6 protein-coding genes are annotated in these 13,271 nt (G+C 73.3%); 5 read left to right on the top strand and 1 reads right to left on the bottom strand.

All coding sequences use genetic code 11. The features are described 5' to 3' along the window. The first annotated feature begins 101 nt into the window (after positions 1–101). Positions 102–587, top strand: coding sequence for a hypothetical protein (locus AABA78_RS08095; RefSeq protein ID WP_338262409.1), 486 nt, complete (start codon positions 102–104; stop codon positions 585–587). A 62-nt stretch (positions 588–649) separates the two neighbouring features. On the opposite strand, the gene AABA78_RS08090 is transcribed toward AABA78_RS08095, so the two are convergent. Beyond that, positions 650–1,975 carry an outer membrane beta-barrel protein gene (locus AABA78_RS08090; RefSeq protein WP_338262408.1) on the bottom strand — a complete coding sequence of 442 codons (1,326 nt, stop codon included), beginning with the start codon at positions 1,973–1,975 and terminating at the stop codon, positions 650–652. A gap of 287 nt (positions 1,976–2,262) precedes the next feature. Between AABA78_RS08090 and AABA78_RS08085 the strand changes: the two genes are divergently transcribed. The 4 genes from AABA78_RS08085 (at position 2,263) to AABA78_RS08070 (ending at position 13,267) form a co-directional block, all read left to right on the top strand. After that, positions 2,263–3,513 (top strand): metallophosphoesterase family protein, encoded by a 1,251-nt coding sequence (locus AABA78_RS08085; RefSeq protein ID WP_338262407.1) that lies wholly within the window; start codon positions 2,263–2,265, stop codon positions 3,511–3,513. Then, positions 3,510–6,710 (top strand): AAA family ATPase, encoded by a 3,201-nt coding sequence (locus tag AABA78_RS08080; RefSeq protein WP_338262406.1) that lies wholly within the window; start codon positions 3,510–3,512, stop codon positions 6,708–6,710. Before AABA78_RS08085 ends, AABA78_RS08080 begins: the two co-directional genes overlap by 4 nt. Before the next feature lie 413 nt (positions 6,711–7,123). Continuing rightward, a complete protein-coding gene (locus AABA78_RS08075) occupies positions 7,124–10,477 on the top strand; it encodes a carboxypeptidase regulatory-like domain-containing protein (RefSeq protein ID WP_338262405.1) in 3,354 nt (1,117 codons plus the stop codon). Positions 10,478–10,534: 57 nt separating this feature from the next. Beyond that, positions 10,535–13,267, top strand: a complete 2,733-nt coding sequence (locus AABA78_RS08070; protein ID WP_338262404.1) for a hypothetical protein — start codon at positions 10,535–10,537, stop codon at positions 13,265–13,267. Positions 13,268–13,271 lie beyond the last annotated feature (4 nt).

Raw genomic sequence — 13,271 nt, 5'->3', positions numbered from 1 at the left:
TCGCGGGGCGGGCGGCCCGGCGGCGTGCAGCCTCCGGACGATGCTCCCGCGACGCCCCACCCCCAGCCTTGGGTTCGTCACAACCAACACGGGGGTTCGACATGAAGGGTTTCACGCGATGGGTGGTGCTGGGCGCGGTGGCGGGCGCGATGACCCTGACCGGGTGTCAGAGCAAGGAGCGCTCGAAGGAAGGCATGGGCGGCTCCAGCTCCCAGCAGGGTGGGACGGGAGGCACCGGGGGCGCCGGCATGGGCACGGGGTCTGAGCAGAACACGAGCCCGACGACCCCGAGCACGAGCCCGAAGACGGAGCCGAGCACGGGTTCGACGATGGAACCGAGCACGGGCGGCGCCGGTGACGCGGGCATGGGCGGCGCCGGTGACGCGGGCATGGGCGGCGCCGGTGACGCGGGCATGGGCGGCTCCGGCATGGACCAGGGCGCGGGTGGCTCCGGCAGCACCACCGGCAGCGACACCGGCGGCTCCATGACGCCGGGCTCCGGCGGCGACATGGGCTCGTCCAGCGGCGGCCACACCACCGGGACGGGCGGCAACACGGGTGGCTCCGGGAACGAGACCACCCGCTAGGCCGATGCATCGAGACCTCGGGACGGCGCGGGCGGGCGATGCCACGCCCGCGCCCTTCCCTTTCAGAGCTTCACCATCAACGCGCCGGTGAGGCGGTTCTCCGTCTTCACCAGGTCGGGGCTCCAGCCGTCCACGAGCGAACCGGGCGCGCCCTGGTTGCCACCGGGCGGCGTGACGCCTCCCGGGCCGGAGAAGTACGGCACGTTGGCGGCGCGGTGGTTGAACTCCACGCGGAAGGTGATGAACGGCTGGGGGATGACGTCCGCGGCCACCTGGAAGTCCCAGGCGCGGTAGCGGTCGCCCGGGTTCGCGGTGAAGTACGGCGTGCCGGAGGCCGCGGTCGTCCCGTTGATGGGCGGCAGCAGCACCAGGTAGCGCCCGGGGTTGGTGATGGCGCCGCCGCCCACGGTCAACGCCAGCCGGTCCTGGAGGAACCACGCGCGGTGGTACGCCATGAAGCCCAGGAAGTATTGCGACCCGCAGTCCATGCCGCCGCCGAACTCACAGCCCGCGTCGAGCGTGAGCGACGCCGCCGCCTTCGTGACGAAGCCCCCCGGCGTGTCCAGGTACTTCACCATCACGCTGTCGTCGGTGTGCACGCGCTTGCGGCCCGGGTTCCCCAGCGTGTCCGAGCCGTAGTACTGGTTGCCCACCACCGACAGCCAGCCCGTGGGCCGCCACAGCACCTGCCCGCCCACGCCGTACCCGTCGTTGAAGCGGCCATACGACTGCCAGCCATTGACGAGCCACGGTTCAATCTTGAGCGTGTCGCTGACGAAGATCTGCGCGCGCACGCCGTTGAAGAACCACGGCGTGTTCGACGACACGTAGGACGGCTGGTAGGTCCAGTTGTCCGCGTTGTAGTAGCTCCACAAGCCGATGTAGCTCATGAAGATGCCGGCCTGCAGGTTGATGCCGCGCAGCGCCTCGAAGTGGTAGCCGCCGTAGGCCTCGGAGACGTAGCGGTACGCGTCGTCCAGGTTCCACTGGCCGCGCGAGGCGCTCGCGTCGTTGCGCGGCGTGGTCCGTGAGTACATGCCGAACTGGGTCATCAGCCGGCCCATGACGTTCTTGTAGAGGAAGTCCCCACCGATGCCGAGCTGCGTGACCTGCACCTCGCCGTGGCGGAACACCTCGCTGGAGCCGGAGAGCGTGTCGTCCTGGGGGCGGTTGAAGCTGTAGTGGTACGCCGTGTCCAGGCGGAACTCGCCGGTGAACGGGCCGAAGCTGAGCGGCTTCTCGCTCGCGCCCGCGTTGCCGGGCAGCCAGGAGAAGTCCGCGAAGGCCAGCGGCGCGGGGCGCTCCTCGGCCTGCGCGTGGGCGCTCGGCGCGAGCAGCAGCGCGGGGAGGAACGGGAGCCAGGGCAGCCAGGAGGTGACGGGTCTCATGGCCCCTGACGGATTGCAGCCACCGTACCGGGGGGCAGCGGGCGCGGGACTCCAGGAACCTCGCGAGGTTGGAGGGAGGACCGGTGCCCGCGCGTCGTGCGAAACGCAGGGCGCCGACGCTTGCCTTCGCGCGAAGCGCAAGGGGGTTGGACGTACGTCCAACGTGCCGGGTTTCCACCGGTGGACTCCGCGTGCGACCCCAGGACGTCCCCTGTGTCCACCGGTGCATCACCCTTCGGGGTGGGAAAGTCGGGTAGGCGTCGGGACTCGGGTACGGTGCCCGCACGATGCGCTTCTCCTTCGTGCACGCCGCGGATCTCCATCTGGACACGCCGTTCCGGGGAGTGGCCACGCACGGCCCGCTCCTGGAGCGCTTCCAGCAGTCCACCTTCCACGCCCTCGCGCGCATCGTGGACGTGTGCCTGCGCGAGCGCGTGACGTTCCTGCTGCTGGCCGGGGACCTGTTCGACGTGAAGGACCGCTCGGTGCGCGCAAGGCTCGCGCTGCGCGCGGAGCTGGCGCGACTGGACCGCGCGGGCATCCAGACCTTCATCGTCCACGGCAACCATGATCCGCTGAGCGGCGACACCGGCGCGCTGGGGCTGCCCGCGTCGGTGAAGGTGTTCGGCCCGGAGTGGGAGGACGTGGAGGTGCGGCGCGAGGGCCGGCGCCTGTGCCACGTGCAGGGCGTGTCCTATCCGGACGTGGAGGTGCGCGAGAACCTGTCCGCGCGCTTCCGCCGCACCGGCGAGCACTTCAGCGTGGGCCTCCTGCACGCGAACCTGGGCGGCGACGCGGGCCACGCCAACTACGCGCCCTGCACGGCCGCGGACCTGGCGGCGGGCGGGCTGGACTACTGGGCCCTGGGCCACGTGCACACGCGCGCGGAGCACCTGCTGCCCGGCGGCGGCGTGGCGGTGTACCCGGGCAACCCGCAGGGCCGGCACGTCCACGAGACGGGCGAGCGCGGCTGCGTGGTGGTGGACGTGGAGGACGGCGTCGCGCGCCGGAGGTTCGTGCCGGTGGACCGCGTGCGCTGGCACCGGCTGGACGTGCCGCTGTCCGGCATCACGTCGCTGGACATGCTCCAGGCGGTGGCCACGGAGGTGGTGGAGTCGCGCTGCGCGGAGGACTTCGACGGGCACGCGGTGCGCCTGACATTGGCCGGACGCGGACCGCTGCACCGGGAGCTCGCGCGGCCGGGCGCGAGGTCGCAGCTGGAGGCGGACCTGCGCGAGAGGCTGGCGCGGGCGCACCCGCCGGTGCTGCTGGAGTCCTTGCGCGATGGCAGCCGGCCGGAGGTGGACCTGGAGGCGGTGCGCGCCGGGGGCGGCTTCCTGGGCACGCTGCTGGAGGAAGCGCAGGCGCTGTCGCACGACGACGCGGCGCTCGCGTCGCTGTGGGACGACGAGGACCTGACGACGCTGGGGCAGCGGCTCAAGCGGCTGGGCGTGGACGCGCTGGAGGCGCCCCGGCCGGAGCTGGTGACGCAGGCCGGGCAGCGCGGCGTGGAGCAGCTCCACGAGGAGGCATCATGAAGCCGGGCCTGCGCATCAACCGCTTCCAGGTGGACGGCTTCGGGCACTTCCGGGGGTACTCGGGGACGCCGGGGCCGGGGCTCACGCTCTTGTACGGGCCCAACGAGGCGGGCAAGAGCACGCTGCTCGCGTTCCTGCGCGGCGTGCTGTTCGGCTTCGAGAAGCGCGGCCAGCCGGAGCGCTACGAACCGGAGGGCGCGCTCTTCGGCGGCGAGCTGTGGTTGGAGACGGCGTCCGGCCCGCTGGTGGTGCACCGCCACGGCGGCAAGCGCGCGTCGGAGGGAACGCTCACGGTGCGCAGCCCGGAGGGGCAGCCGCTGCCGGAGACGCTGCTGGACCAGGCGCTGGCGGACGTGCCGCGCGAGCTGTTCTTCGAGGTGTTCGCCTTCCGCCTGGACGAGCTGTCCTCCTTCCAGCGGCTCGCGCAGCAGCGCGGCGTGTCGGAGGCGCTGTTCGCCGCGGGCATGCAGGGCGCGCGTCGGCTGCCGGAGGCGGTGGAGCGGCTGCGCAAGGACGCGGACGGGCTCTACGCACCGCGCGGGCAGAAGCCCGAGCTGAACCGCGTGATGAAGGAGCTGGAGGACGTGCAGCAGGCGCTGCGCGAGGCGGGCGACCGGCCCGCGCTCTACTTCTCCACGCGCGACCGGCTGGCGGAGCGCATCGCGGAGGGCCACGCGCTGGAGGTGGCGCGCAAGCAGACCGAGCACGCGCTGGACCACGCCGCGCGGCTGGAGTCCGCGCTGGGGGACCTGGTGGTGCTCGCGCGCGACCGGGCGGAGCTGGCCACGCTGCCGGTGCTGGACACCTTCCCGCCGGGCGCGGAGACGAGGCTGGAGGACGTGCTCCAGCGGCGCAAGACGTACCGGGCCCAGCAGGCGCAGCTGCATGAGCGGCTGATGCCCATCGAAGAAGCGCGGGAGCGGCTGGCGGCCCCGTGGCCCGTGCGCGAGCGCGCCGAGTCCCTCCGCACGGCGCTGGCGACGTACTCGGGGCATTCGGAGCAGCTGCGCGCGCTGCCCGCGCGCAGGGCGGCGCTCACGTCGCGGCGGCGGCAGCTGGAGCAGTCGCTGGGAGAGCTGGGGCTCGCGGTGGACGCGGGCGGACTGCTCGCGCTGGACCTGGGGGCGCGGGCGCGCGGGGAGCTGGAGTCGCTCGCGGCGAGGCTGGACGCGGCGGACTCGGCGCTCGCGCAGGTGGAGGTGGAGCAGGCGCGCACGCGGGAGGAGCGGGCGCGGCTGGAGACAGCGCTGGCGCGGGTGCGGACGGAGGTGGAGTCCCTGCCCGAGGCGCGGCCCGCGCAGGTGCGTCAGCGTCAGGCGGCGGTGGGGCGGATGCGCGCGGTGCGCGGGGACCTGGAGCGGCTGGCCGAGCAGCGCCTGGAGCAGCGCCGGCAGATGGACGGCGTGCGGGCCCCCACGGACGCGGTGCCGCTGCGCTCGCTGTTGCCGCTGTCGTGGGTGGTGGCGGCGGCGGTGGTGGCCATGGGGTTCGCGGGGCTCGCGGCGTGGGTCGCGAACGTGACGGTGGGCATGCTGTGCGCGGCGGGCGGGATGATGCTGGTGGGGTTGCTCCTGCTCGTGCGCCATCGCGTGGAGGCGGCACGGCACGCCAGCCTGGAGGCGCAGGCGGCGCGGCATCGCTGGCGGCAGCAGGAGGAGGAGCGCTTCCGCTCGGTGCAGGCGGCGATGTGCGCGCGCGAGGAACTGCTCCAGCGGGAGCTGCTGCACGCGTCCGGCGCGGCGGGACTCTCCCCGGGCGCTTCGCTGGCGGACCTGGCCGCGCAGGAGGCGCTGCTCGCGGAGCAACTGACGCAGGCCGAGCGGCGCGAGCTGCTCCTGCGGGAAGAGGACACGCTGCGCACGGCCTGGGACGCGGCGGTGCGCGAGGAGCAGCGCGTGGAGGAGGCGCGGCTGCGCGCGGATCAACGCGGGGAGGTGCTGCGCGAGGAGTGGGTGGCGTTCCTGGTGGCGCGCCGCTTCCCCGAGGCCCTCTCCGCGGCCTCGGCGCTGACTCTGTGGCGCGACGCCGCGGCGCTGCGGCAGCGGCTGCTGGACCTGCGCACGGACGAAGAGGAGTTCACGGTGGCGGAGGCCGCCTGTGACGCGGTGACGGCGCGGCTGCTCCAGGAGGCGCGGGCGGCGGACCTGCCCCCGGGCCCGGCGGAGACGGTGGCCGCGCGGGTGTCCGTGGCGCTGGAGGAGGTGCGCTCGCGGGCAGCGGACCAGCGGCACCTGGACGGTCAGCGCGGGGAGCTGCTGGCGGAGAAGGCGCGGCTGGACCAGCTGGTGCTGGACGAGGACCAGGCGTGGGAGGCGCTGCTCACGGAAGGGGGGTGCCAGGACGAGGCCACCTTCCGCCGCCGCGCGGTGCAGGCGCGCCGGTACGCGGAGCTGACGGTCCGGGTGCGCGAGCATGGCCAGCGGGTGCAGGCCCTCACCGGCCTGGGCGAGAACATGGCGCGCGAGGAGGTACACGCGGCGGGAGGCGAGGCGGGCCTGAAGGACCAGCTCGCCACGCTGCGCGAGCGCCACCGCGCGGAAGGCGAGCGGCACAAGGCGGTGCTCACGGAGCAGGGCAGCCTGAAGACGCAGCTGGCGCAGTGGGAGAACGACGACCGCGTGTCGCGGCTGCGCATCCAGGAGGAGACGCTGCGGGCGAAGGCCGCGGAGCTGGCCACGCGCTACGCGGCGGACCGGCTGACGCTGGCGTTGCTGGGGCGCGCGCGCCGGAGGTTCGAGGAGGAGCAGCAGCCCCGCGTCATCCAGCTGGCGAGCGAGCTGTTCTCCGAGCTGACCGCGGGACGCTACCGCCGCGTCTTCATCCCGGCGGGCGACGCTCGGGAGCTGCGCGTGAGCGACGGGGCAAAGGACTGGAGCGCGGAGCAGCTGTCGCGAGGCACGCGGGAACAGCTGTTCCTCGCGTTCCGGCTCGCCGTCATCCGCGACTTCGGAGAGACGCGGGGCGCGCTGCCGCTCATCACGGACGACGTGCTGGTGAACTTCGATCCGGAGCGGGCCCGGGGCGCGGTGCGGCTCTTCGCGAGGCTGGCGGAGCACCACCAAGTCATCGCCTTCACCTGCCACCCGTGGCTGCGCGAGCAGTTCGAAGCGGAAGGCGCCCACGTGCTGGAGTTGCCCGGCGCCACGAAGCCCTCCCGCGAAGCGTCCCAACCCCTGCGGGTGGTCTCCAGCGGCTAGGGAAGCGGCGAACTTCGGCGCACAAAAAAATACTGGGAGCGCGCCCCCTCGACGCGCTCCCAGTAACTCAACCCCTCCCCCGAGGGGTCCCCCTCATCCGGATGCGGCCCCCAAAGACCCGCGTCCGTCCTGCTTTTCCTTCAAAACGTCGACTGCCAGAAACCTTGAGTCCCGGAAGATCGACCCCCGAAACCCTTTCCCCCTCTGCCCGGTCCGCTCTGCGTTCCGAGCCCTTGGACACCGGCGGCTCTGCCCCCAGCATCCCCACCTCGCCTTCAATACGTCGGCCGCGGAAAACCTTGGTTCAGGGCCTGCTTTTTTCCTCCGCTTCCCCTGAAGCAAGGGCTCGGGCCGCCCGCCCCTGAGGCCTGCGTCAGCGCTGCTGCTACAGTCGCCCACCCTGGAGGGGCGCCATGCGGAAGCCGTCGGCGGTGGTCATCGGAGGGGTCGTGCTGCTGCTCCTCCTCGGAGCCGGAGCCTTCTGGTGGCTGCGCCCCACCCCGCCCGCCCCCGCGCCCCCACCGCCCCCCCGCACCGCGCGCCGGCAGCTCCCCGCCACCCCGCCCGCGCCGCCCCAGGGCGCCCTCCAGGTCCGGGGCCGCGTCGTCGACCTCCAGGGGCACCCCGTCGCCGGCATGGAAGTGTCCGCCTCCGTGGGCCTGCCCGGGGAGACCCTGTCGGAGCTGCCGTGCGACGCCACGGACTCGCCCGGCGTCTCCCTGCTCTCGGAGGACTGCGCCTCCGTCTCCGCCTCCCGCTGGGTCCGGGAGCTGGTGGAGGCCCACCGGGGCAGCGCCTTCGTCCTGTCACGCACCACCTCCGCGTCGGACGGCACCTTCACCCTGGAGGACCTGCCCGGGGGAAAGGTCACGCTCTGGGCCCTGGGTCCGCACGGCGCCGGCCTCCAGGAGGACGTCGTCACCGGCACCCGGGACGTGACGCTGGAGCTCGAGTCCAGCCACCCCGTCACCGGCCGCGTGGTGGACGAGGACGGCGCCCCGCTCGCCAACGTCCAGGTGACCGTGCTGCACACCGGAACGGCGCGCTACTTCGAGACGAAGACCGGCGCGGACGGCCGCTTCTCCGTGGGCCCCCTGCCTGACGCGGGCACCTACGGCCTCCTCGCCTTCCACCCGGGAAGGCTCCCCGTGTGGGAGCAGGAGCTGGCCACGGGCCCCATGGTGGCGGACGTGGTGATGTTCGCCCCCCGCCGCATCGTGGGCACGGTGGTGGACGGCGAGCAGCCCGTCGCGGGCGCCACCGTCACGGAAGTCGGCGGCGACCACGTGGCCACCACCGACGCCCAGGGGCGCTTCACCTTCGACGGCCTGTCCCCCGACGACTACACCCTGGAGGCGGAGCAGGGCGGCCTCCAGGCGCGAGAGACGGTGAAGGTCACGGAGGACCAGCGCGAGGCCCAGGTGACGCTGCGCCTGGGCACCTCCTTCTTCGTGGAGGCCACCGTGCGCGACGCCGCCGGCAACCCCGTGGCCAACGCGGAGGTGAACGCCGACCTCCCGAGTGAGATCGCCGAGCACTACGGCTCGCCCATCTTCCAGCCGCTCGGCACCACCGACGCGGACGGCCGCGTGCGCCTGGGCCCGCTCCAGGCCGGCACCTACACCTTCCAGGTGGTGGCGGACCGGCTGCTGGACCTCACCGCCGTCCGCACCGTGGCCGCCGGGGGCCCTCCGCTGGAGTTCGTCCTCGCCCCGGCCCTCCTCGTGGAGGGCCACGTCACCGACACCGCGGGCAAGCCGCTGGCGGACGTCTCCCTGTCGCTGCGTCCGCCGAAACAGAAGCGCCCGGAAGGCGCGCCTCCGCCCGTGATCGCGCGCATGCACATCATGATGCACCCGCCCCGCGAGGCGCCCATCACCTTCGACGCCACCTCCGACGCGGAGGGCCACTTCGCCATCAAGCTGGACGAGCCCGTCTCCGGCACCCTCACCGTCGAAGCGGAGGGCTACCTGCCGCGCAAGCTCCAGGTCCGCGCCCCCACGTCCGGCCTGAAGCTGGCCCTGGACACGGGCGCCACGGTGCGCGGCACCGTGACCAGCTCGCGCGGCACGCCCGTCAACGAGGTCGATATCTCCCTGGTGAAGCAGGAGGTGGACGAAGCCCCCTCCGAAGGCTCGAGCGAAGAGGAGGAGGAGGCCGAGCGCAGGACCTTCGCGGGCTCCACCGGGGAGGACGGCCACTTCGCCATCCAGGGCCTGCCGCCCGGCACCTATCTCGTGTGGATGCGCGCCAACCCGGGCGGCTACGAGCGCCTCATGCCCGACCGCGTGGTGCTGCGGGGCTCGGAGACCGTGGAGCTGGCGCTGCGCCTGGACCTGGACGGCCGCGTGGGCGGCATCGTCGTGGACGCGGAGGGCCGGCCCCTGGCGGACGTCGCCGTGGACGCCACCGCCAAGGAGGACGAGGCCAGCGGCGGCCGCTCGTTCTCGCCGCTCACCGCGAAGACGGGCCCCGACGGCCGCTTCGTCCTGGAGCCGCTGGCGCGGGACTGGGACTACGAGCTGGAGGCGGTGAAGCCGGGCTACGCGCTGCCCCGGCCACCCAAGAAGGACAGCCTCGACGAGGGCCCGGACGACGAGACCCCTGAGCAGATGAGCGAACGCATCCACCGGTGGCTGGAGGACCAGCAGGGCCCCAAGGTCATCGCCCGCGCGGGGAACATGGACGTGCGCATCGTCATGGCCTTCCAGGGCCGCGTCACCGGCCGGCTGGTGAAGCAGGACGGCACGCCCATCACCCGCTTCACCGTGAACGAGGAAGCGGTGCGCGACCCGAGGGGCGCCTTCACCGTCTACGTGGACGAGCCCGGCCCCCAGCACCTCACCTTCGAGGTGCCTGGCCACGCCCTCACCCAGCGCGACGTGGACGTCCCCGTGGGCCGCGACGTGGACCTGGGCACCGTGCGCGTGGACGTGGGCCGCGTCATCAAGGGCCGCGTGGTGGACGACGCCACCGGCACCCCGCTGGCCGGCGTGTCCGTCTCCCTGGCGCTGCCGCTGGACGACGCCCGCAACGCGGAGGACTCCAGCTCCTTCGCGGACGTCCTCACCGGCCCGGATGGCACCTTCCAGCTCCCCGCGGTGGAGTCCCGGCCGTACGTGCTCACCGTGCAGGAGGCGGAGCACGCGTCGCTCCACCGCACGCTGAGCCCCACCGAGGACACGCTCGAGCTGCGCCTGCCGTCCGCCACCCGCCTGGAGGTCTCGGCGCGGGACGCGCAGGGCCGTCCGTCGTCGATCGTCCTGGCGGCCGTCTCGAAGGCGGACCCGGACGAGCAGCGCCTCGCCCCGGCGAGCGACGGCGTGGCCATGTTCCGCGACCTGGCCCCGGGCGACTACGTGGTGAAGATCGCGGGCGGGAACACCGGCAGGGCCGTGCCTCGCGTCGTGCACGTCGAGCCACGTCGCGTCAACCGGGTGGACCTGCCGCTGACGACGACGGGGCTCAAGCTGAAGCTGCGCTGGAGCGAGCGCGGCAGGCAGGGCACCTCATACCTCCTCCCCGGCCGGGTCCCCGCGCCGCCCGAATCGGCCTCCGCCACGGAGGTGCGGTGGCTGCGCGAACAGGCGCTCCCGCCGCTGATTCACAACTCAGGGACCTGGGTCCTCGTCCCTCCCGGGCCCTACACGCTTCTCGTGTTGCAAGAACGTGAGGGACGCTGGCTGTCCTTCCGCGAGGACGTGACGGTGGGCGCGGGCACCGTGCAGGACGTGCAGGAGGTGGAGGTGCCCGCGCTGCCGTGGTGACGAGGCGGGTCCATCATGCCTCGCGGTGTGAGGGAGCTGTGCTAAACCCCACACCCCATGACCCCGAGCGACGCGCTGAGCGCAGCAGACCTCGAACGTCTGGCCAGGGCGGAAGCCCCAGACCTGGCCGAGTCCGTGCTGGCCTTCCTCGACCAGCCGGACCGCACGTCGGACGCGCCGCTGCCACAGGGCGCGCTCTCCTTCGACGCGCTGAAGCAGCTGCTGGAGCAGGCCCGCGCGAGCGGCGACAAGCCCGGCCGCCGCCAGGGTTCGCATGAGGCGTGGCAGCGCTTCCTCGCGCAGAAGGACGTGCCGCAGCCGCCGCGCCTCGCGCTCGCGGACCTGCTGGTGTCCCTGTACGAAAAGAACACCGAGCCCGCGCGCGCCGCCCTCGTCACGCTGGTGAAGGACGCGCCGCTGAAGTTCGGCCTGTGGGCGGGCCTCAAGCGCATCTACAAGCTGTCCGAAGCGCGCCACGACGCGGAGATGTTCGGCGCGCTGGCGTGGCGCTTCGACACGGAGCGCGGCGGCCGGCGCCGTCAGCGCGAGGTGGGCAGCGGCACCCTCACCTACCTCCAGCGCCGCGCGTGGCGCTTCCTTCGCCACCTGGGCGCGGCCGTGCCGGAGCTCTACCCGCAGTTCGCGGTGGAGGTGCTTCGGCACTACGAGCCGGAGACGACGTGGGCGCAGTGCTGGGTGGCGCACCACGTCTGGGCGCACAACAGCAAGGGCTATTCGGCGTCGCGCTTCGCCATCCAGCCGCCCAACGACATGGTGAAGCAGCGCATGTATCCGGACGCGTGGAAGCGCTCGCCGGACGCGCTGATGCGCCTGTTGGACACGTGCCAGTCGGACCCGGCCGCGAAGTTCGCCATCCAGGGCCTGCGCAAGGACCACCCGGAGGCGCTGCGCAAGGTGACGCCCGCGTGGCTGGACCGGCTGGCGCGCCGTCCGCTGGGCAGCGCGCACGACTTCCTGGTGGAGACGCTCCAGGGCTCGCCGGAGTTCCACCAGGGCAAGCTGCGCGCCGCCGGGCTGCACGAAGCGGTGCTCGCGCTGCTCTTCTCCCCCAGCGACAAGGCCCGCGCCTACGCCATCGAGTACGCGCGCGGCCACGCGCAGGACCTGGCCCCGGAGCGGCTGGCGGACCTGGTGGAGAAGGGCGAGGACGACGTGCAGAAGTTCGCCGCCGCCGCGCTGGAGAAGCACAAGCCGCGCGACCTGGGGCTGCCGCTCCTGGGCCGGCTGCTCGTGTCCAAGCCCACCGCGGCGTTCGCGGCGAAGTCGCTGGAGCAGTCCTTCGACCGCGCGGAGCTCACGCACGACTTCCTGCGCGAGCTGCTCTGGGGCAAGCAGCAGCAGCTCGACTGGGCGAAGGGCTACGTCGCCACGAAGTACGCGGCCGGGGAGATGCCGGCGGACTTCTGGAAGGTGGCGCTCACGGAGGCGAAGCAGCGCTCGACGCGCCAGCGCATCGTGGAGGACGTGGCGATGAAGGCCCTGTCCACCTACAAGGTCGCGGACATCGGGCCGGAGTGGGTGCTGGACCTCGTCGCGCACCCGCGCCTGGGCCGTCAGGCGGCGCAGTGGCTCACCCGCGCGGACAGCCTGCCGGGCCTGGACGTGGAGCGGGTGAAGGCGCTCGTCTTCAACAGCAAGTTCCGCGGCACGGCGCTGGAGCTGCTCGGCAACCGCAAGCTCTTCACCGCGCGGCAGCTCACGGTGCCCTGGCTGCTGGCGCTGGCGCGGCGGGCGGACCCGGAGCTGCACGACTTCGCGCACCGCTACCTGCTGGCGAACGTGGTGCCCGCGGACTTCAGCGACTCGGGTGACGCGGACGCGGGCCTGGAGCGCCTGTTCGACCTGGCGCTGGGCGCGAAGCAGCCGCCGCCGGTGCGCGCGTTCGCGCAGATGTACCTGCGCTGCCACCACCCGGGCATCGGGCCGGAGCAGCCGGAGTCCAAGTCCTACGAGCTGCGCCCCCGCGCGCCGCGCAAGGCGTACTCGGCGGAGCGGCTGTGGCCGGCCCTGTTCGACGCGCGCGACGACGTGCGCCGCTTCGCGCTGACCATCGCCCGCTCGGAGCTGCGCGCCTGGGGCTACCAGACGCGGGTGTACGAGCTGGCGGACTCGGAGGCGAAGGAGATCCGCAACCTGGCCTACGACGCCCTGCTCAACGCGGGCGAGCCGGGCGCCGACGCGCGCCACACGCTGCAGCCGGAGGAGCTGGACGCGGGCAAGGTGTTCGCGCTCACGGAGTCCACCAAGCGCAGCACGCGCGAGGTGGCCGTGGAGCTCATCCGCCGGCACTACGCGCGGCTGGGCGGCGCGGAGCGGCTGTCCGGCCTCATGCAGAGCGCGGACCGCGAGGTGGGCCTGTTCGCGGTGCGGCTGCTCTGGGAGAAGCACCGGCCCCTGCACCTGCCGGAGGGCTGGAAGCCCGCGGGCGGCGGCAAGGACGAGCGCGAGGCGGGCGGCACCACGCGCTTTGGCGACGTGGAGGCGCTGCGCACGTTCCTGCGGCGCATGCTGTTCGGCCTGCCGCCCGGGCGCGCGAAGGAAGCGCGTGAGGGCGACGTGCAGCGCCGGCTGTCCGCGAGCGTGGCCAAGCGCCGCGTGGTGGAGCTGGTGCGCGACCTGGGCCTGGAAGACGAGAGCTTCGCCCGCGTGGTGGCGCCCGTGCTGGGCGAGTTCACCGGCTCCGTGGCGAAGGGCGAGTGGCAGAGCTGCCTGGCCTCGCTGGTGCAACTGCGTGCGGCACACCCGGGCGTGCAGCTCGGCGGCATCTAGGACA

This window comes from Corallococcus caeni (assembly GCF_036245865.1).
Classification (GTDB): Bacteria; Myxococcota; Myxococcia; order Myxococcales; family Myxococcaceae; genus Corallococcus; species Corallococcus caeni.
Note: the sequence above shows the minus strand (reverse complement) of the source record. Positions and strands in the feature narration are given on the sequence as shown.